This is a genomic window from Pseudomonas syringae group sp. J248-6, from assembly GCF_032586995.1.
Classification (GTDB): Bacteria; Pseudomonadota; Gammaproteobacteria; order Pseudomonadales; family Pseudomonadaceae; genus Aquipseudomonas; species Aquipseudomonas amygdali.
Genome location: NZ_JAWHOP010000005.1, coordinates 79,278 through 96,947 on the forward strand (window position 1 = coordinate 79,278; position 17,670 = coordinate 96,947).

At 60.3% G+C, this 17,670-nt stretch carries 24 protein-coding genes; 11 read left to right on the forward strand and 13 right to left on the reverse strand.

The window, feature by feature from the left end; genetic code table 11:
• Window positions 1-83 precede the first annotated feature (83 nt).
• From RYC17_RS08550 to RYC17_RS08570, 5 genes are all read right to left on the reverse strand, one after another.
• On the reverse strand, window positions 84-770 hold the full coding sequence (locus tag RYC17_RS08550) for an OmpW/AlkL family protein (RefSeq protein ID WP_058402669.1): 687 nt from the start codon (window positions 768-770) through the stop codon (window positions 84-86).
• Window positions 771-873: 103 nt separating this feature from the next.
• Complete coding sequence (locus RYC17_RS08555) at window positions 874-1,398, reverse strand: DUF3299 domain-containing protein (protein ID WP_058402703.1); 525 nt, start codon at window positions 1,396-1,398, stop codon at window positions 874-876.
• 8 nt (window positions 1,399-1,406) lie between these two features.
• Complete coding sequence (locus RYC17_RS08560) at window positions 1,407-2,672, reverse strand: ABC transporter permease (RefSeq protein ID WP_004666332.1); 1,266 nt, start codon at window positions 2,670-2,672, stop codon at window positions 1,407-1,409.
• 1 nt (window position 2,673) lies between these two features.
• Window positions 2,674-3,384: an ABC transporter ATP-binding protein gene (locus tag RYC17_RS08565; RefSeq protein ID WP_058402668.1), complete on the reverse strand. Its 711-nt coding sequence runs from the start codon at window positions 3,382-3,384 to the stop codon at window positions 2,674-2,676.
• Between the two features lie 69 nt (window positions 3,385-3,453).
• The gene (locus RYC17_RS08570) at window positions 3,454-4,041 is read right to left on the reverse strand and encodes a DUF2796 domain-containing protein (RefSeq protein ID WP_122281246.1); all 588 of its coding nucleotides are present in this window, start codon (window positions 4,039-4,041) and stop codon (window positions 3,454-3,456) included.
• A gap of 281 nt (window positions 4,042-4,322) precedes the next feature.
• Here RYC17_RS08570 and RYC17_RS08575 point away from each other — a divergent pair, with 281 nt between their 5' ends.
• On the forward strand, window positions 4,323-4,745 hold the full coding sequence (locus tag RYC17_RS08575) for a nuclear transport factor 2 family protein (protein WP_122281245.1): 423 nt from the start codon (window positions 4,323-4,325) through the stop codon (window positions 4,743-4,745).
• Window positions 4,746-4,806: 61 nt separating this feature from the next.
• Entirely contained in the window at window positions 4,807-5,160 is a 354-nt protein-coding gene (locus RYC17_RS08580; protein WP_058402665.1) for a hypothetical protein, read from the forward strand.
• 54 nt (window positions 5,161-5,214) lie between these two features.
• Here RYC17_RS08580 and trxA read toward each other — a convergent pair whose 3' ends face one another.
• The 3 genes from trxA to RYC17_RS08595 form a co-directional block, all read right to left on the reverse strand.
• Window positions 5,215-6,087 (reverse strand): thioredoxin, encoded by an 873-nt coding sequence (gene trxA, locus RYC17_RS08585; protein WP_316902742.1) that lies wholly within the window; start codon window positions 6,085-6,087, stop codon window positions 5,215-5,217.
• Between the two features lie 273 nt (window positions 6,088-6,360).
• Window positions 6,361-7,014, reverse strand: a complete 654-nt coding sequence (locus tag RYC17_RS08590) for a class I SAM-dependent methyltransferase (RefSeq protein WP_316888212.1) — start codon at window positions 7,012-7,014, stop codon at window positions 6,361-6,363.
• A complete protein-coding gene (locus tag RYC17_RS08595; RefSeq protein WP_002555432.1) occupies window positions 7,011-7,460 on the reverse strand; it encodes a hypothetical protein in 450 nt (149 codons plus the stop codon). Before RYC17_RS08595 ends, RYC17_RS08590 begins: the two co-directional genes overlap by 4 nt.
• Window positions 7,461-7,636: 176 nt before the next feature.
• Between RYC17_RS08595 and nrdR the strand changes: the two genes are divergently transcribed.
• From nrdR to RYC17_RS08640, 9 genes are all read left to right on the forward strand, one after another.
• Window positions 7,637-8,101 carry a transcriptional regulator NrdR gene (gene nrdR, locus RYC17_RS08600; RefSeq protein ID WP_002555431.1) on the forward strand — a complete coding sequence of 155 codons (465 nt, stop codon included), beginning with the start codon at window positions 7,637-7,639 and terminating at the stop codon, window positions 8,099-8,101.
• Between the two features lie 41 nt (window positions 8,102-8,142).
• Complete coding sequence (ribD, locus tag RYC17_RS08605; protein WP_316902890.1) at window positions 8,143-9,243, forward strand: bifunctional diaminohydroxyphosphoribosylaminopyrimidine deaminase/5-amino-6-(5-phosphoribosylamino)uracil reductase RibD; 1,101 nt, start codon at window positions 8,143-8,145, stop codon at window positions 9,241-9,243.
• A 47-nt stretch (window positions 9,244-9,290) separates the two neighbouring features.
• Window positions 9,291-9,953 carry a riboflavin synthase gene (locus RYC17_RS08610; RefSeq protein WP_316902743.1) on the forward strand — a complete coding sequence of 221 codons (663 nt, stop codon included), beginning with the start codon at window positions 9,291-9,293 and terminating at the stop codon, window positions 9,951-9,953.
• Window positions 9,954-9,969: 16 nt separating this feature from the next.
• Window positions 9,970-11,061: a bifunctional 3,4-dihydroxy-2-butanone-4-phosphate synthase/GTP cyclohydrolase II gene (gene ribBA, locus RYC17_RS08615; protein WP_316902744.1), complete on the forward strand. Its 1,092-nt coding sequence runs from the start codon at window positions 9,970-9,972 to the stop codon at window positions 11,059-11,061.
• 130 nt (window positions 11,062-11,191) lie between these two features.
• Window positions 11,192-11,668 carry a 6,7-dimethyl-8-ribityllumazine synthase gene (gene ribE / locus RYC17_RS08620; protein ID WP_002555427.1) on the forward strand — a complete coding sequence of 159 codons (477 nt, stop codon included), beginning with the start codon at window positions 11,192-11,194 and terminating at the stop codon, window positions 11,666-11,668.
• Window positions 11,665-12,162 (forward strand): transcription antitermination factor NusB, encoded by a 498-nt coding sequence (nusB, locus tag RYC17_RS08625; protein ID WP_002555426.1) that lies wholly within the window; start codon window positions 11,665-11,667, stop codon window positions 12,160-12,162. Before ribE ends, nusB begins: the two co-directional genes overlap by 4 nt.
• A 16-nt stretch (window positions 12,163-12,178) precedes the next feature.
• Entirely contained in the window at window positions 12,179-13,144 is a 966-nt protein-coding gene (gene thiL, locus RYC17_RS08630; protein WP_122259626.1) for a thiamine-phosphate kinase, read from the forward strand.
• Between the two features lie 134 nt (window positions 13,145-13,278).
• Window positions 13,279-13,896, forward strand: a complete 618-nt coding sequence (gene ribA, locus RYC17_RS08635; protein ID WP_024675310.1) for a GTP cyclohydrolase II — start codon at window positions 13,279-13,281, stop codon at window positions 13,894-13,896.
• Window positions 13,893-14,312: an MFS transporter gene (locus tag RYC17_RS08640; RefSeq protein WP_122259627.1), complete on the forward strand. Its 420-nt coding sequence runs from the start codon at window positions 13,893-13,895 to the stop codon at window positions 14,310-14,312. Before ribA ends, RYC17_RS08640 begins: the two co-directional genes overlap by 4 nt.
• A gap of 54 nt (window positions 14,313-14,366) precedes the next feature.
• Here RYC17_RS08640 and RYC17_RS08645 read toward each other — a convergent pair whose 3' ends face one another.
• The 5 genes from RYC17_RS08645 to RYC17_RS08665 all read right to left on the reverse strand — a co-directional run bounded on the left by RYC17_RS08645 (window position 14,367) and on the right by RYC17_RS08665 (window position 17,594).
• Window positions 14,367-14,939 (reverse strand): HupE/UreJ family protein, encoded by a 573-nt coding sequence (locus RYC17_RS08645; protein ID WP_058402657.1) that lies wholly within the window; start codon window positions 14,937-14,939, stop codon window positions 14,367-14,369.
• A gap of 25 nt (window positions 14,940-14,964) precedes the next feature.
• Window positions 14,965-15,582 carry an urease accessory protein UreG gene (ureG, locus tag RYC17_RS08650; RefSeq protein WP_003368915.1) on the reverse strand — a complete coding sequence of 206 codons (618 nt, stop codon included), beginning with the start codon at window positions 15,580-15,582 and terminating at the stop codon, window positions 14,965-14,967.
• Window positions 15,583-15,603: 21 nt separating this feature from the next.
• A complete protein-coding gene (locus tag RYC17_RS08655; RefSeq protein ID WP_058402656.1) occupies window positions 15,604-16,278 on the reverse strand; it encodes an urease accessory protein UreF in 675 nt (224 codons plus the stop codon).
• Window positions 16,275-16,775, reverse strand: coding sequence for an urease accessory protein UreE (gene ureE, locus RYC17_RS08660; RefSeq protein ID WP_002555419.1), 501 nt, complete (start codon window positions 16,773-16,775; stop codon window positions 16,275-16,277). The genes RYC17_RS08655 and ureE overlap by 4 nt, the downstream gene beginning before the upstream one ends.
• A 186-nt stretch (window positions 16,776-16,961) precedes the next feature.
• Window positions 16,962-17,594 (reverse strand): TetR family transcriptional regulator, encoded by a 633-nt coding sequence (locus RYC17_RS08665; RefSeq protein WP_002555418.1) that lies wholly within the window; start codon window positions 17,592-17,594, stop codon window positions 16,962-16,964.
• Between the last annotated feature and the right edge of the window lie 76 nt (window positions 17,595-17,670).

Below are 17,670 nucleotides of genomic sequence, written 5' to 3' on the forward strand. Positions count from 1 at the left end.
CCGGCACGCAGAGTTCAAACCACAAAACACAAAGGCACCCGCTGAGGGTGCCTTTGTGTCTGTGGCGTTTGAAGGTGTGCAGATCAGAACTTGTAACCCACGCCCACCATGTACACCCACGGGTCGATATCAACATCGACCTTGGTCTTGCCGACGGCCAGGGCAGAAGGGCCGTCCACGGTCGCTTTGGTATCGATGTCGACGTACCAGACCGAGGCGTTGACCAGTACGTTGTCAGTGATCATGTAGTCCATGCCCAGCTGAGCGGCCAGACCAACCGAGTCCTTGAGCTTGAGGTTGCTGAAACCCTGATCCTTGCGGTTGCCGGTCAGGTCGGTATCGAAGAAGGTGGTGTAGTTGATACCCACGCCCGCATACGGCTGGAACTTCGACGAAGGCTCCATCGGGTAGTACTGCAACGAAAGTGTCGGCGGCAGTTGCTTGATATCAGCCAGCTTGCCGTCTAGGCCTGGCCCCAGGCCTTTTACTGAAACGGTGTGGCTGAACGGTGTAGCAGCCAGCAACTCGATGCCTACATGCTGGGTCAGCATGTAGGCGAAGGTCAGGCCGAGCTGGTTTTCGCCGTCGACAGTCGCTTTAGTGCCGGAAACCTTGGCACCGTCGAGGCGCACTTCGCCGCTGTCTTCATTGGGCTGGACGTGCGCAACACCGGCGCGAACGATGAAGTCGCCGGACTGGTACGCGTGTGCCGCGACCGGGGCGGTGAGGGCAAGCGCGACAATAGACGCGCGTAGCAAGTGCTTGTTCATGGAGGCTCCAGAGATCAGTCAAAATTTATGGGCATAATGTTAAAGCGCTGTCGAGCGGCGACTTTGACTCAGCTCAATGAAATCGCTGGGAACCTCTTCATCCTTATGAATCCGGCAACTCGTAGACAAATATCTTGTCTGCCTGCATCTGATAACCCGCTTCTGCCAGTTCGCTGGTAGACGATTTGGCCTGCATCGGTCCTTCGATCCAGTACGGCTGATACAGCTCATCGACCTTCACACCCAGCTCACTCGTGACATGCACGATCTGGTTCGCTGGCGGCGGCGGCACATGGATGCAGGCACCGAAATACGGCACCAGCAAAAACTCCGTCACTCTGCCTTCCTCACTGACCTCGAGTGGCACGATGTAGCCCGGTAAACGCACCAGCTTGCCATCCAGTGCCTTGACCACTGGCGCATGCGGAGCCAGTTGATGGGCCGCAGGCGCTGCCTCCATGGCCAGTGCATCGGACAGCTTGGACATATCGTGTATCGGAGCCGTTACCGGCTTCACCACGGGTGCATCGGGCGGAATCATGTCATTCCAGGTCAGTTCACGCGGCTCGGCGGCCCACAGTTGAGTGGAAACCGAGAGCAGCAGAGTGAGTAGCATGCGCCGCATCATGAAGGTCCTCATAAACGAATCGACAGTCCATCGGCCAGTGACTGCCTGTAGGCTCGCCAGGCTGGCACGGTTCCCATCAACAGCGCGCAACCGAGAATGGCACCGAGCAGGGTCCATTCATATTGGCCAGGTGGCATAGACGACAGGTACAGGCCGTAGTTGTCGAGCACGTAGTCGCGGGCCACGAAGATGCCGATATAGAGCAGTGCAAGGCCGCTGATGACACCCGCAAGAGCCAGGGCGAAGGCTTCGAGTATAAGCAGACTTGCGATATGCCAGGGCCGCGCCCCGACCGAGCGCAGGATGGCCATTTCCCGGCGTCGTTCATTGAGACTGGTGAGAATCGCGGTCAGCATGCCGATCAGACCGGTCAGCACCACGAACAGCGAAATTACGAACAGTGCCTTTTCCGCGGTGCCCATCAGGCTCCACAGCTCTTGCAGCGCCACGCCGGGCAGAATCGCCAGCATGGGCTCGCCACGGTATTCGTTGATTTCGCGTTGCAGGCTGAAGGTCGAGATCTTGCTATTCAGACCCAGCATGAAGGCGGTGATCGCAGTCGGCGTCAGGTCCATATTGCGTGCCTGATCGGCAGAGATACGCTCGTTGCCTCGCGCCGGTGCGCCGTTGTGCCAGTCGATATGAATGGCTTCCATGCCACCCAGGCTGATATGCAGCGTGCGGTCCACCGGTGTACCGGTCGGCTTGAGTATGCCGACCACGGTGAACGGTTTGTCGTCATGCTTGACCAGGCTGATCGCCGCGACACCGTGCGCCAATACCAGTTTGTCGCCCAATTTATAATGCAGCGCCTTGGCGACCTCCGAGCCCAGCACCACTTCGAAAGGATCGGTCTTGAATTCGCGTCCTTCGGCCATTTCCAGATGCTGTTGGCGACCGAACTGATAATGCTCGAAATACGCCTCGTTGGTGCCCATCACCCGATAGCCACGATGGGAGTCGCCCAGCGAAACCGGAATCGCCCATTTGACCTGTTTGCTCTGGGCAAAATGCTCAAAGCTGTCCCAGCGAATGTTGTTGGTGGCGTTGCCGATGCGAAATACCGAATACAGCAACAGGTTGATCGAGCCGGAACGTGCGCCGACGATCAGGTCGGTGCCGCTGATGGTGCTGGCGAAGCTGGAGCGCGCTTCGGTGCGCACTCGCTCTACGGCCAGTAACAGGCACACCGACAGCGCAATGGCGAAGGCAGTGAGAAACGCGGTGAAACGGCGGTTGGCCAGGCTGGCCATGGCCAGACGAAACAGATACATCTCAAATCTCCACGGCGACGGCGGCGCGATTCAGGTCGCTGAGCGACAGATTGCGATCAAACAGCGGTGCCAGGCTCTGGTCATGACTGACAAACAGCAGGCTGGCCCCGGCCTCGCGGCATTCGGCGAACAGCAGGCGAATGAACGCTTCTCGAGAGTCGGCGTCCAGCGCCGAAGTGGGTTCGTCGGCGATCACCAGCTCAGGCTGACCGATCAGCGCACGGGCCGCGGCCACGCGTTGTTGCTGGCCGATGGACAATGAGTCGGCGCGGCGTGCCAGCATCGCCGGGTCTTTCAGTCCCAGGTGGGCGAGCAGGGTGGTGGTCGCTTTTTCGACGCTGCCGTGGCGTTGCTTCGCACGCTCGGCGCGGACGCTGGAAAAGTGGCAGGGCAGCTCGATGTTTTCCCGCACCGACAGAAACGGCAACAAATTGAACTGCTGAAAGATATAGCCGGTGTGATCGACTCGGAAGCGATCACGTGCTGCCGCCGACAGTGTCGACAGGTCCTGATTCAACAGTCGAATACTGCCGCTGACAGGCTTTTGCACACCGCCCAGCAGGCCCAGCAAGGTGGTTTTACCGCTGCCGCTGGGGCCTTTGAGAAACAGGGTTTCGCCGGTTTGCAGGCGAAACTCGGGGATGTCCAGTAACTGTGGGTGGCCTGGCCAGTTGAAGCTCAGGTTCGATAGCTCGATCAGTGCTTGGGTCATGGGCTGACTCACGCTCGGTTGGAAATTAAAAGACCGGGCCAGGCCCGGTCGTTGTACCGCAGAGTGCGATCAGAATTTCAGCGTTGGGTTGGCTGCGATCACTTCTGCGCCCGACTGGCCGCCTGGCGAGATCAGTTGTACCTGAAGCTTCTTGGTGTCGGGAAAGGTTTTGAAGATTTGCGACAGGTCGAGCTTCTTCAGAACGGCCGGTGCGTCACAGACGAACTTGTAGTGGCCGTGAATTTCGCTGTGCTCATGATGATCGGCATCGCCGCCCTTTGCGTGCTCATCGTGATCGTCATCCTTGTCGCCGAACAGCGGGCTTTCCAGTTTCACCGAAGTGGCCGAGCAGTTGGCGGCATCGGCGATGCTGAACAACGCGTTTGGCTTGAGTAGCAACTCTCGCGCCTTGGCGACTTTGGCTTTGTCTTCATCCGAGGTCGCAACGTGCTCGAAACCGACGATGTTCATGGCCGGGCTGTCGAATTCAAACTCCAGCGTCTTGCCTTCCAGCACTACATCCAGACGTCCGACGCCATGCTCGTGGGCACCCAGACTGCCGTGTTCATCGCCGTGATCATGGTCATGTACTTCGGATGCGTGGGCAGCTACGAGTGGCAACAGGGCGAAAGGCAGGGCGAGTAGCAAACGGCGCATAGCGGACTCCGGGGGTAATATTCGAAAAAATCTGTTATGTGATCTTATAACAAGTGTCGGTGTGCGTGGACGGGTTTTTGTTCGAGCGCTGGACGATCTGGTCTCCATGGGACGTTACCTGAGGGTGTTATCTGGAATACCCCAGCCCGTGCTTATGCTGAAGTAGTCTCAGCCTTCGCGTCAGCAGCTCCTACTCTGGAGAGTGAAAATCGCCGTACCTGCGCCGGATGCGCCGGGAGGGTTTTCATCGCCAGCCGAGTGCGACATCAGGGAAGATACTCATGAACAAGCTCCATCCGAATAGAGAAATCCTGCGTGCGGTGTACAAGGATCCAACACGAATTACCGAGTTCGCCGACGCTGACATTGTGCTGCACAAAGCCGATCAGGGCGCTGGTGGTGGCTTGTCCATAGCCATTGGCAAGGACGCAGTGCTTTCCCACGAGATCAATCTGCTCAGGCGCACACGTCAGACCCTGTACATGGATGTCCACGACATCATTGCCAACGAGCACTATGGCTCGGTGCTGGGGGAGATGCGCGCCAGTTGCGAGGGCCGGAAGATCATCATGCCGTTTTGCGGCCTGTGGCGGTTTCGTGATGGCAGAATTGTCGAGCATTGGGAAAATGTCTATGACGTGCGGGCGCTTGGCAACTTCATGAACGGCAAAGAGCCGGTCATCAGCCAGTGGCTTTACGGTTGATCATGGGCATGCGCGCCAGCCTGTGGGAGCATGTACGCCTGACTGTCAGCAGGTACACATCATGTTGCGTATTCGTGGAACCGTAGGCCAGTGGCCGGTGGATTTGACCCTTGAACTGGACGAAGGCGACTGGGCGCAACTGGGCGCGCAGCTCAAGGCCGCAGCTCCCGACGTATCGGCCGCCGTGGTCGAGAGCAAGCCGCTTAATCAGGACGACAGGCTGTGGCAGGTCGCACAGGAATTGTTGCAAAAGGCCGGGCAGATGAGTGGGCCGGATCTGCTGGGGCAACTGGAAGGGCTGGCCGGCAGTACTGCGGCAGGCAAGCATTTACTGGTGCGCTTGCGTCACTCTGCGAACGTGAAGGTCGAGAGTGGCGGGGATGCGCCGCTGTACAGCTGGGTCGCCGCGACGTGATCTGACCTGGCGGTTCAGCCACCGGCACCGGTGCGGTGCCGGTGGCAAGTTGCCTTAATACAGCGCGGCGAACAGCTTGCGACGGTATGCGGTTACTAGTGGGTGCTCATTGCCCAGCAGGTCGAACACTTGCAGCAGCGTCTTGTGCGGCAGGCCCTCGGCGTAATTGCGATTGCGAATGAACAGTTTGAGCAGGCCATCCAGCGCGGCTTCGTACTGTTGACGCGACAATTGCTGAATCGCCAGTTGATGCACCGCTTCGTCATCCTGAGAATTTTGCGCCAGGCGGCTTTTCAGTTCGGCCACATCCGGCAGAGTGGCCGCTTGTGCCAGGAACGTCAGTTGCGCCTTGGCACCCGCCAGCTCGGCTTTGTGTGCATCACCAGTGACGGCATCCAGCACCGCCTTGGCTTCGCTCAGCTCGCCACGTTCTGCCAGGCAGCGCGCATACAGAATCAGCGCTGCGGCATTGGTGTTGTCTTCGCCCAGCAGCACCTTGAGCTGTGCTTCGGCTTCGGCAAAACGGCTTTCTGCAAACAGCTCTTGCGCCTGCTTGAATGGATCGGCGGCCGGAGGAGGCGGCATGACGACATGTTGTTCGAGAATCTTGCGGATTTCCGATTCAGGCTGGGCTCCTGCAAAACCATCCACCGGCTGGCCGTCCTTGAACAGCACCACGGTCGGCAGGCTGCGAATGCCGAAGCGCGCAACAATGTCCTGCTCGATGTCGCAATTGACCTTGGCCAGCAGCAATTCGCCCTGATAACTCTCGGTGATTTGCTGCAGCAGGGGCATCAAGACCTTGCAGGGCGCACACCACTCGGCCCAGAAATCGACCAGTACAGGCTGGTCGAACGATTTGTCGATCACCAGTTGATCAAAGTTCGCGGCGGTTGCGTCGAAGATGTAAGCAGTTTCCTGGCTCATTGCACGTCTCGAAGAATCTGAATGCCGCCAACTATAAAGCCCGCAGGGCAATGCTGAAAGCGGCGTCGGCGGTGGGGCATCATCCTTGCCCCGCACGCTCAGCGCTATCCACACATTTGCTTTTGATTCTGGCCGAAGGCCGTGGGAGCGAACTTGTTCGCGAAAGGGACGGAAAATTCTCTGGAAATTTATCGTTCGAACAACCGTATTCGCGAACAAGTTCGCTCCTACAGAAACCGTTTAGCTGAGCGATTCTGGGCTGTTATTTAGCGCTCACCGCGCCGCGTGATAGAGGCTCACATCCCGAAACTCATGGGGTTCTGCCAGGTCCGGCAGGGTGTGTGCATGCAGCATTGTCAGGCGCCGGTAGGCAGCGTGCTTGAAGTCGCGCACGCGGGAGTCTGCCACCAGTGCTTCGCGGCCCCGGGACAGAAATTGATCCAGCAGCGGCAGGTTGGCGCGGTCGTACAGCACGTCGGCAACCAGAATCAGATCAAAGCGATCCGCTTCGGCGAAAAAATCCGTCGAGTAGCTTAACTGCACCTGGTTGAGTTCGGCATTGGCCCGGCAGGCAGCGATCGCCAACGGGTCGAGATCACAGGCCACCACTTCAAGTGCTCCGGCCCTGAGCGCAGCAATACCTGCCACACCCGAACCTGCACCGAAATCCAGTACCCGCTTGCCTTCCACCCAGTGCGGGTTTTCGGCCAGAAAACGCGCCAGAGCCAGGCCACTGGCCCAGCAGAAGCTCCAGTACGGTGGCTCTTCCAGAATACGGCGCGTTTCATCCGGGCTGAAGGCACGGTCCATGTTGGCATCGTCGATCAGCCACAGTTTCAGCTCAGTGCCCGGCAGCGTTGTGACAACCAGCCGGGCGTCGCCGAGCAGTTCGCTCAGCGCGTCTTGAAGGTGTCGCGGAGCAATCATGGCGCCTTGACGAATTGCAATTGCCCCAGCGCCTGAGTGGTGGGCTGGTCGATGCGCATCGACGGCAGGTGCAGTATCAATTGCCCCGACTGACTCGCTCGGCCGCGCAGTTCGACACGCCCGCCTACCGGAAAGGCTTCCGGGTTGAAGCGCAACTGGAACGGCAATGACTGGCCGTTGCCCTTCAGCAAGGTGTTGGTCAGCAGCTTCTGTGGACGGCCGCGCTCGTCGATCACCAGCATCGCCAGCTCGACCTCGGCCCCGGCCGGTACGCCGAGCAGTTGCCCGCTGAGTTCACGTTGGTACGGTTGCAGCGGGCCGGGCCCGGCAGGCACTTTGATTGCCGGGGCGACGGGCGGTGCAGCAGCCGGTTTTGGCGCGTCATTGCTGCTGCACGCGGCCAGCAAGCCAATGAGGCCGAGTAGAATAACGGGGCGTAACGTCATCAAGAGCTCCACAAGACAAAAATCGAAAGGCTGAGTGACGCCATGCATGCAGTATTACCGAGCGCAGGCAATTTCACATCGCTTTAATGCGCGTCTATATACCGTAAACCCTCAGCCTTGTCTTGCCAGCAGGATGCGCTAACATGGCGCTCCTCATTCTTTCGTTGCCAGCCACCATGCACTGTCCCTTCTGCGGTGCCAATGACACCAAAGTCATCGACTCCCGCCTCGTCGCCGAAGGCGAGCAAGTACGCCGCCGACGCGAGTGTCTGGCCTGCGGCGAGCGCTTCACGACGTTCGAAACTGCCGAGCTGGTTTTGCCGCGTCTGATCAAACAGGATGGCAGTCGTCAGCCTTTCGATGAAGAAAAACTGCGCGCCGGTATGCAACGTGCGCTTGAAAAGCGTCCGGTAAGTGTCGAGCGCCTCGAGGCGGCACTGGTGCACATCAAGCACAAGCTGCGAGCGACCGGCGAGCGCGAAGTCAAATCGCTGGTGGTTGGCGAACTGGTCATGGCCGAGCTGCAGAAGCTCGACGAAGTGGCCTATATCCGCTTTGCTTCGGTGTACCGCCGCTTTCAGGACCTCAACGAATTTCGTGAAGAAATCGACCGTCTGGCCCGCGAGCCGGGTAAGGAATAAGTGCATTGCTGACTGAACAGGCGGCTCTCGACGTTCATTACATGGCGCGTGCGCTGGAACTGGCGCGTAACGGGCTCTACTCCACGCACCCCAACCCGCGCGTCGGCTGCGTCATTGTGCGTGACGGCCAGATCGTCGGCGAGGGCTGGCATGTCCGGGCTGGCGAGCCGCATGCCGAAGTGCATGCCTTACGCCAGGCTGGCGAGCTGGCCAGAGGCGCGACCGCTTATGTCACCCTCGAACCGTGCAGCCATCAGGGGCGCACACCGCCCTGTGCCGATGCACTGATCGAAGCCGGAGTGGCGCGGGTTGTCGCTGCGATGCAGGACCCCAATCCCGAAGTCTCCGGCCGTGGCCTGTTGCGCCTCATGAATGCCGGTATCGGCGTTCAATGCGGCGTGCTGGAAAGCGAAGCGCGAGCGCTGAACAAAGGCTTTCTCAAGCGCATGGAAACCGGACAGCCCTACATACGCGTGAAGATGGCCATGAGCCTGGATGGCCGAACCGCTATGGCCAGCGGCGAAAGCCAGTGGATCACCGGTCCCGAGGCGCGTTCTGCCGTTCAGCGTCTGCGCGCGCAGTCGAGCGTAGTGCTGACCGGTGCCGATACGGTGCTGGCCGACAAGGCTCGTCTCACCGTGCGCCCCGATGAGTTGGGGCTCAATGCAGAATTGACCGCGCTGGCCGCTGCGCGTCCGCCCCTGCGGGTATTGATTGACGGTCGTCTGCGCGTGCCGCTGGACGCGCCGTTCTTTCAGGCGGGCAGTGCGCTGGTCGTTACCTGTGCTGCGGCGTCGGCGCGAGGTCGCTATCAGGAAGAAGGCCACGAGATGCTGGCACTGGCTGACAGCGCCGGTCATGTCGACCTGCGCAAGCTGATGAGCGAACTGGCCACGCGTGGCGTCAATGAAGTGCTGGTCGAAGCCGGTCCGCGGCTGGCGGGTGCCTTTGCGCGTCTCGGGCTGGTCGACGAGTTTCAGATATTCATTGCCGGCAAGTTTCTCGGCTCATCGGCCCGGCCGCTGCTCGACCTGCCGCTGGCGCAGATGAGCGAAGCGCTGGAGCTGAACATCGTGCAAATGCGTGCCGTCGGTAATGACTGGCGAGTCATCGCTCTCCCTGTGCGCGCACCCGGCGTATAATTCCCGGCTTTCGCCTTGCGCGCAGCCCTTGTTCTCCCGGAGGACCCATGTTTACCGGCATTATCGAATCCATCGGCAGCATCCGCGCCCTGACTCCCAAGGGTGGCGACGTCCGCGTTCACGTGGAAACCGGCAAGCTCGACCTGAGCGACGTCAAGCTCGGCGACAGCATTGCCGTCAATGGCGTATGCCTGACCGCCGTCGAATTGCCCGGCGACGGCTTCTGGGCTGACGTCAGCCGTGAAACCCTGACCGTCACCGCCTTTGTCGACCTCAAGAGCGGCAGCCGGGTCAACCTGGAAAAGGCCCTGACCCCGACTACGCGTCTGGGCGGTCATCTGGTCAGCGGCCATGTCGACGGCGTGGGCGAAATTGTTTCCCGTGCCGATAACGCCCGCGCCATTCAGTTTACGGTGCGTGCCCCGCGCGAGCTGGCCAAATACATCGCCCATAAAGGCTCTATCACGGTCGACGGCACCAGCCTGACGGTCAACTCGGTCAACGGCGCCGAGTTCGAACTGACCATCGTGCCTCATACCTGGAGCGAAACGATCATGGCCGACTACCAGCCCGGCCGTAAGGTCAACCTGGAGGTCGACCTGCTGGCGCGTTATCTGGAGCGCCTGCTGCTGGGCGACAAGGCCGCCGAGCCTGGCCACGGCACGATCACCGAAAGCTTTCTGGCCGAAAACGGCTACCTCAAATCCTGAATCAAGGGGGTGCCGCGTGGCGCTCAACACTATCGAAGAACTGGTTGAAGACATTCGCCAGGGCAAGATGGTCATCCTCATGGATGACGAAGACCGTGAGAACGAAGGCGACCTGATCATGGCCGCCGAATGCGTGCAGCCCGAGCACATCAACTTCATGGCGCGCTTCGCCCGTGGCCTGATCTGCATGCCGATGACCCGCGAGCGCTGCGAAACTCTCAAACTGCCGCTGATGGCACCGCGTAACGGCTGCGGCTTCGGCACCAAGTTCACCGTTTCCATTGAAGCCGCGGAAGGCGTGACCACCGGTATCTCCGCAGCCGACCGTGCACGCACCGTTCAGGCCGCCGCTGCCAAAGAAGCCAAAGCCGAAGACATCGTCAGCCCGGGGCACATCTTCCCGCTGATGGCTCAGGCCGGTGGCACTCTGGCTCGCGCCGGTCATACCGAAGCGGCCTGCGACCTGGCGCGCATGGCCGGTTTTGAACCGACGGGGCTGATCTGCGAAGTCATGAACGACGACGGCACCATGTCGCGTCGCGCCGAACTTGAAGAGTTTGCCCGGCAACACGACATCAAGATCGGCACCATTGCCGACCTGATTCACTACCGGATGATCCATGAACGTACCGTTCAGCGGATTGCCGAGCAGCCGATGGACAGCGAACTGGGCAGTTTCAACCTGGTGACCTATCGCGATTCGGTCGAGGGTGATGTGCACCTGGCGCTGACCCTGGGCAAGATCTGCGCAGAAGAACCAACCCTCGTGCGCGTTCATAACATGGACCCGCTGCGCGACCTGCTGATGGTCAGCCAGCCCGGCCGCTGGAGCCTGCGCGCCGCCATGCGAGCGGTTTCCGAGGCTGGCAGCGGCGTCGTACTGTTGCTCGGTCATCCGCTGGATGGCGATGTGCTGCTGGCTCACATTCGCGAAACGGCAGGGCAGCAACCGATCAAGACGCCGACCACTTACAGCACGGTGGGTGCCGGTTCGCAGATCCTTCGTGACCTCGGCGTGCGCAAAATGCGCCTGATGAGTTCACCGATGAAGTTCAATGCGATATCCGGTTTCGATCTGGAAGTTGTAGAATACGTGCCCTCCGAATAAATACCGGCAGGTCGGGGCGTGCGAAAGACGGTTTTTTCGCAGCTTTTGGCCTGACAGTTGCGATTCGTGGCCTAATATCCCTCAAAGTCCGCCCCAAGGCGGGCTTGCTCTTTAATACGAGACTCACCGAATGACCTTGAAGACCATCGAAGGTACCTTCATCGCCCCACAAGGCCGCTACGCCTTGGTAGTGGGCCGTTTCAACAGCTTCGTCGTGGAAAGCCTGGTTAGCGGTGCCGTTGATGCGCTGGTACGCCACGGTGTCAGCGAAAGCGACATCACCATCATCCGTGCGCCGGGTGCGTTCGAAATTCCGCTGGTCGTGCAGAAAGTTGCCCAGCGCAGCGAATTTGCGGCCATCGTCGCGCTGGGTGCGGTGATCCGTGGCGGTACTCCGCACTTCGAATACGTTGCAGGCGAGTGCGTCAAAGGCTTGTCTCAGGTGTCCATGGAGTTCGGCGTTCCGGTCGCTTTCGGCGTACTGACCGTCGACTCCATCGAGCAGGCCATCGAGCGTTCCGGCACCAAGGCCGGTAACAAGGGCGCTGAAGCTGCTCTGTCCGCCATTGAAATGGTAAGCCTGCTGTCGCAGCTGGAGGCCAAGTGATTTCCGACGATACCGACCAGTTCAACCCGCGCGACGCCAAATCGCCGGAAGCTGCCAAGGGCAAAAGTGCCAAACGTCGCGAAGCGCGGCAGATGGCTACTCAGGCCCTTTATCAGTGGCACATGGCTGGCCATGCGTTGAACGAGATCGAAGCACAGTTTCGTGTCGACAACGATTTCAGCAATGTCGACGGCGCCTACTTCCGTGAACTGCTGCACGGTGTGGCCACCAACAAGACCGAGATCGACACCGCGCTCTCGCCTTGCCTCGACCTGACCATCGAAGAACTCGACCCGGTTGAACTGGCCGTCCTGCGCCTGTCCACCTTCGAGCTGCTCAAGCGCATCGACGTGCCTTACCGCGTTGTAATCAACGAAGGCATCGAGCTGGCCAAAGTCTACGGTTCTACTGACGGCCACAAGTTCGTCAATGGTGTGCTGGACAAGCTGGCACCGCGCCTGCGTGAAGTCGAAGTGAAGGCCCACAAGCGCTGATTCGCGCCTGACCTTTATGGGAGAGTTCGAGCTGATCCGCAATTACTTCGCCGCCGCGCGCTGTGCGCAAGCAGGCGGGGAAGTTGCTCTGGGGATCGGCGACGACTGCGCGCTGCTGGCGTTACCGCCCGGCGAGCAGTTGGCGATCTCGACCGATACCCTGGTTGCCGGGGTGCATTTTCCTGACGTCTGTGACCCCTTCCTGCTCGGCCAGCGTGCGCTGGCGGTGTCTGCCAGTGATCTGGCGGCCATGGGCGCCCGTCCTGTCGCGTTTACCCTTGCCTTGACCCTGCCGCAGGTCGATGCCGACTGGCTGCAGGCATTTGCTCGCGGCCTCAATCACATGGCGCAGGGCTGTTCGCTGCGTTTGATCGGCGGCGATACCACACGCGGGCCCTTGAGCCTGACGCTGACGGTGTTTGGCGCTGTTCCAGCCGGCTCGGCCCTGACGCGCAGCGGCGCTTGCGCGGGCGACTTGCTCTGCGTTGGCGGCGCGCTGGGTGATGGCGCAGGTGCGTTGCCGCTGGTCTTGAAGCAACGCAGCACCGAGGCTTCGATTGCCGAGGCGTTGCTGGCCCGCTACTGGTCGCCGCAACCTCAACTGGCGCTGGGGCAGGCATTGCGGGGCAGGGCGACGTCGGCGCTGGACATCTCCGATGGGCTGCTGGCTGATTGCGGACACATTGCCCGTGCATCAGGCGTCCGGCTGGTCGTCGAGCGTGACAGGCTGCCGATGTCTGATCAGTTGCTGACGTTGTTCGATCTGCCGTCTGCCCGGCAGGCTGCGCTTAGCGGTGGCGACGATTACATTCTGGCTTTCACGCTGCCGTCCGGGCACCTTGCCAGCTTGCTGGATGAAGGCTGGCCGGTGCATGTGATTGGCCGGGTAGAGAAGGGCCAGGGTGTCATTGTTGTCGACGGCGCAGGGCTGGATGTCACGCCCGATACGCGTGGCTACCAGCATTTCGGCAGTGCGCAGTGAAGCGATGCACTGCATCTATCTATCGAACTTTATGATCTAAACGCCCGAGAATTCAGCCTGAGCGTCCGCAGGAACCTGCTGTTACAATGCGAATCTTGCGAATTTCCAGTCTTCATACTGATCAGGAGCACACGGTGCCCGTCGTATTTGTCGCCGCTTCCAAACTGCCCACCCCCTTTGCAGAGTTTGCCATGCACGGCTTTATCGAGTCGGCAACCGGCCGTGAACATGTCGTCCTGAGTCTGGGCGATGTGGCGGACGGTGCGCCGGTTCTTGGCCGCGTGCATTCCGAATGCCTGACAGGCGACGCCCTGTTCAGCCAGCGTTGCGATTGCGGCTCACAACTTGAGGCCGCCCTGCGCGCCATTGCTACCGAAGGGCGCGGCGTATTGCTGTATCTGCGTCAGGAAGGGCGCGGTATCGGCCTGATGAACAAGATCCGCGCCTACGAGCTGCAGGATGGCGGTGCCGACACGGTAGAGGCCAATGAGCGTCTGGGCTTTGCCGCCGACCAGCGCGATTACGCGATCTGCCTGCCGATGCTTCAACATCTGGGCGTTCAGTCGCTGCGTCTGATGACCAATAACCCGCGCAAGGTCAAAGCCTTGACCGACATGGGCATCAAGGTCGCCGAGCGTGTGCCGTTGCACACCGGACAAAACCCGCACAACCGCCTTTATCTGGCGACCAAGGCGGGCAAGCTGGGGCACATGATGGGTAACGAGCATCAAAGTGAGGTCGGCCCCGCGTGACACGCAGCGAGGTGCGCCAAAAGCTGGAAATGGCTTGGTGGCGTCAATTGGGTCTGACATTGGCGCCATTGCTTGTGGTCTGTGTGTTTTTCGGTGCCAGCGAGCCGCTCATCCCTGTTTTGGCGATACCGCTGTTCATTGCCGGGATAGGCTCGATGTTCGTCAGCCTGAAGCCCTTCGGGGCTTACAAGCGCGCGTTAACGGCTACCCAGGCTGCACTCGACACGCCGGAAGAACCGGCAGCATGGCTCAAACTGGCTGCTGTCCGCCGTGTGGCCTTTCTCGCTGCCGGGCTGCCCGCCTGGATCGCCGCCATCGCGGTGCTGTTCGGCTTGCACCCTTTGCCGGTCTGCCTGCTGGCGTTTGCCAGCGCAGTGCTGCTCTACCTGTACCGCATTCCTGCGCTTTCCCGCTGATCGTCCCCGGCTGATTGTTCCAGGCCAAGTGGGCACGATCAGCCGGAAATCCGATCAGCCCGCCAGCAACCACACACCCGTTGCCGCAGAAGCTGCACCTGCGATGCGCACCAGCGGTGCTGCCGCCTGAGGCAATACGCGAACCACGGCATAACCTGCCGCATGCAAGGCTGCAGTTGCTGCCACGAAGCCTGCTGCGTAAGCCCATGGGCTGGACATGTCAGGAAGCTCAAGGCCATGCGCCACACCGTGGAACAACGCAAACAGTGCTGTCGCTGCAACGGCCAGTGCCAAGGGCGGACGCACTGCCAGTGCCACAGCCAGACCCAACGCCAGTACCGACGCGGCAATGCCGCTTTCCAGTGCTGGCAGGTTCAGACCTTCAAAGCCCAGCACGCCACCGATCAGCATGGTGCCGACGAAGGTGCAGGGCAGCGCCCAGCGTGCGGAACCTTGCTGTTGTGCGGCCCACAAGCCGACGGCAAGCATTGCCAGCAAATGATCCAGACCGCCAATCGGGTGGCTGATACCCGCTATCAGGCCGTTATCGCCATGACCGGGGTGGGCCATCGCCAGAGTCGGGATCAGCAGCAGCGCGAGGGCGCCAAGGGCTTTTTTGTAGTTCATCGACGGGTTCCTTTTGGTTGTGAATTCAGGCGGCTGCAGTCAGCAGACCCTGGCGTTCAATGAAGGCAATGATCTGCTCCAGACCCTGACCGGTTTTCTGGTTGCTGAACACGAAAGGCTTTTCGCCACGCATCCTGCGCGTGTCGCTGTCCATCATCTCCAGTGACGCGCCCACCAGCGGTGCGAGGTCTATCTTGTTGATCACCAGCAGATCGGACTTGCAGATACCCGGGCCACCTTTGCGCGGCAGCTTGTCGCCGGCCGACACGTCGATCACGTAAATCGTCAGGTCGGAAAGCTCCGGGCTGAAGGTCGCGGAAAGGTTATCGCCACCGGATTCGACAATGATCAGGTCCAGGCCCTCAAAGCGACGATTGAGCTGGTCAACCGCCTCCAGGTTGATCGACGCGTCTTCACGAATGGCGGTATGCGGGCAACCACCGGTTTCAACGCCGATGATGCGCTCAGGGGCCAGTGCCTCGTTGCGCACCAGAAAGTCAGCGTCTTCGCGGGTATAGATATCGTTGGTCACGACCGCCAGGTTATAGCGGTCGCGCAATGCCAGGCACAGCGCCAGGGTCAGGGCTGTCTTGCCGGACCCTACCGGGCCACCGATGCCGACGCGCAGAGGTTGGCTGTTCATTGAGTTCTCCATAAATACTGATCAGGACCGGAATAACCGGCTGTATTGACGTTCATGCGCCATGCTCGCCAGGGACAGGCCGAAGGCCGCGCTGCCGGCATGGTGGGTATCTTGTCGGGAGGCATTGACCTGCGCTTGCTGCAGTAACGGCAACAGCTCGCTGGTCAGGCGTTGCGCAGCTTGCTGGCCGAGTGGCAGGGTTTTCATCAGCACGGCCAGCTGGTTTTCCAGCCAGCTCCACAGCCATGCGGCCAGTGCGTCTTGCGGGCTGATCTGCCAGGCACGTGCGGCCAGCGCCCAGCCCAGGGCCAGATGCGGCTCTGCAGTCTGTTCAAGAAAGTGGCGTGCATCGCGATCCAGCTCAGGCAGGCCATTGAGCAGTTGTTGCAAGGAATAACCCATCTGCCGGCTTTCCTGATGCAGCTCGCGCGTTTCGCGGCTGGCGCGGTGTTGCTCGCTGACTTGCAGCAGTTGGCCCCAGTCACCGGCTGACGCTGCTTCACAATGGGCCAGCAGCAAGGGTGCCTCAAAGCGAGCGAGATTGAGCAACAGCTGATCGCTTATCCAGCGCCCTGCAGTCTGCGGGTCCACCACGATGGACTGCTCCACGGCCATTTCCAGCCCTTGTGAATAGCTGTAGCCGCCAATCGGCAGCTGCGGGCTGGCCAGACGCAAAAGCGCCCAGGCGCTGTTCACTTGCGCACGCCGAACTGGTGCATGCGGGGCGGATAGTTGAAATCCTCTTCGCCTGCACGCGAGTGGTGATGCCCGCCGCCATAGGCACCATGTTCCGGCTGGAACGGCGCTTCGATGGTTTCGACGGTGGCACCGAGTTGATCGAGCATAGCCTTGAGCACGTAGTCATCGAGCAGGCGCAACCAGCCGTCGCCGACCTGCAGGGCTACGTGACGATTGCCGAGATGATAGGCCGCGCGGGTCAGTTCGAAGGTGCTGCTGCAAGTAACGTGCATCAGCTTTTCCGGGCGAGCGCAGACACGTACCACGCGGCCATCTTCGGCCTGTAGAAACTCGCCATCGCGCAGGGGCGATTGACCGCGTTGCAGAAACAGGCCGACGTCTTCGTTTTCCGCACTGAAGCAGCGCAGGCGACTCTTGCTGCGTGCCTCGAAATTCAAATGCAGCTCGGCGGCCCATTCGGCCTGAGGTTCGATTCGGTTGTGAATCACCAGCATTAGATAGCTTCCAGCCAATTGCGATGCTTCAAATCAGAGCAAGGGGCTTGCCAACAGGGCAGGCTGTAGGAAATCGCTGGCGGAAATGCCTGACTTTTTAATTGTGCACGGCCTTGACGTGATCACTAATGGTGCGCAACGAAAAAAGTGATCTATTTTGGTGCTCTATCTGGCTTCAACTGACGCTCAATCGTGACTACCTAGCCCACGCCAGTGCCGTGCGCCGATAAAGATGAAGCGCAGTTGCTGGGTAATCTTGGCCTGAGGTGTCAGGTGCGGTGCAAGCGAAGCGGGTGGAGGGTCGATCAGTTCCGGCAGCATGGCGAACACGCTTTTGACCACAAGGTCGGCGATGATCGACAGCGCGTCAGCGTTCAGGTGCTGCCATTTGGGCATTTTTGCCAGGTCGGCCGTCAGGTCGGCGCTGATGCCCTCGCGCAAAGCCCCCAGCGCCTGACGCACTTTAAGAGAGCCGCCATACTGTTCACGGGCCAGAAACAGAAACTGCGAGCGATTGGCCGCTACACGCTCTAGAAATATCTTCACCGACGCGCGAATCAGCCCGCCCATGGCGAATTCATTGTGGCGTACCAGCCGGATGGTTTCGCGGAAGGTCTGGCCGACCTCACTCACCAGCGCCAGGCCCAACTGGTCCATGTCTTCGAAGTGGCGATAAAACCCGGTCGGCACGATGCCCGCCGTGCGCGCCACTTCCCGCAGGCTCAGGCTGCCGAAGCCGCGTCCGCTTTCCATCAACTGATGGGCAGCATCAAGCAAGGCTCTTCGGGTCTGTTGTTTCTGTTCGGCGCGGGGCAGCATGGCTCAAACGATTCTTGGATTAGGCTGGACTGCACTTTAGCAAATGCGCTTTACCTGCGTCGAAAGGGTTTTCATT

What these genes read in the sequence shown, in the direction of transcription:
- RYC17_RS08550 (WP_058402669.1), bottom strand. Translation starts at nt 770, where the DNA reads ATGAACAAGCACTTGCTACGCGCGTCTATTGTCGCGCTTGCCCTCACC.
- RYC17_RS08555 (WP_058402703.1), bottom strand. Translation starts at nt 1,398, where the DNA reads ATGATGCGGCGCATGCTACTCACTCTGCTGCTCTCGGTTTCCACTCAA.
- RYC17_RS08560 (WP_004666332.1), bottom strand. Translation starts at nt 2,672, where the DNA reads ATGTATCTGTTTCGTCTGGCCATGGCCAGCCTGGCCAACCGCCGTTTC.
- RYC17_RS08565 (WP_058402668.1), bottom strand. Translation starts at nt 3,384, where the DNA reads ATGACCCAAGCACTGATCGAGCTATCGAACCTGAGCTTCAACTGGCCA.
- RYC17_RS08570 (WP_122281246.1), bottom strand. Translation starts at nt 4,041, where the DNA reads ATGCGCCGTTTGCTACTCGCCCTGCCTTTCGCCCTGTTGCCACTCGTA.
- RYC17_RS08575 (WP_122281245.1), top strand. Translation starts at nt 4,323, where the DNA reads ATGAACAAGCTCCATCCGAATAGAGAAATCCTGCGTGCGGTGTACAAG.
- RYC17_RS08580 (WP_058402665.1), top strand. Translation starts at nt 4,807, where the DNA reads ATGTTGCGTATTCGTGGAACCGTAGGCCAGTGGCCGGTGGATTTGACC.
- trxA (WP_316902742.1), bottom strand. Translation starts at nt 6,087, where the DNA reads ATGAGCCAGGAAACTGCTTACATCTTCGACGCAACCGCCGCGAACTTT.
- RYC17_RS08590 (WP_316888212.1), bottom strand. Translation starts at nt 7,014, where the DNA reads ATGATTGCTCCGCGACACCTTCAAGACGCGCTGAGCGAACTGCTCGGC.
- RYC17_RS08595 (WP_002555432.1), bottom strand. Translation starts at nt 7,460, where the DNA reads ATGACGTTACGCCCCGTTATTCTACTCGGCCTCATTGGCTTGCTGGCC.
- nrdR (WP_002555431.1), top strand. Translation starts at nt 7,637, where the DNA reads ATGCACTGTCCCTTCTGCGGTGCCAATGACACCAAAGTCATCGACTCC.
- ribD (WP_316902890.1), top strand. Translation starts at nt 8,143, where the DNA reads ATGGCGCGTGCGCTGGAACTGGCGCGTAACGGGCTCTACTCCACGCAC.
- RYC17_RS08610 (WP_316902743.1), top strand. Translation starts at nt 9,291, where the DNA reads ATGTTTACCGGCATTATCGAATCCATCGGCAGCATCCGCGCCCTGACT.
- ribE (WP_002555427.1), top strand. Translation starts at nt 11,192, where the DNA reads ATGACCTTGAAGACCATCGAAGGTACCTTCATCGCCCCACAAGGCCGC.
- thiL (WP_122259626.1), top strand. Translation starts at nt 12,179, where the DNA reads ATGGGAGAGTTCGAGCTGATCCGCAATTACTTCGCCGCCGCGCGCTGT.
- RYC17_RS08645 (WP_058402657.1), bottom strand. Translation starts at nt 14,939, where the DNA reads ATGAACTACAAAAAAGCCCTTGGCGCCCTCGCGCTGCTGCTGATCCCG.
- ureG (WP_003368915.1), bottom strand. Translation starts at nt 15,582, where the DNA reads ATGAACAGCCAACCTCTGCGCGTCGGCATCGGTGGCCCGGTAGGGTCC.
- ureE (WP_002555419.1), bottom strand. Translation starts at nt 16,775, where the DNA reads ATGCTGGTGATTCACAACCGAATCGAACCTCAGGCCGAATGGGCCGCC.
- RYC17_RS08665 (WP_002555418.1), bottom strand. Translation starts at nt 17,594, where the DNA reads ATGCTGCCCCGCGCCGAACAGAAACAACAGACCCGAAGAGCCTTGCTT.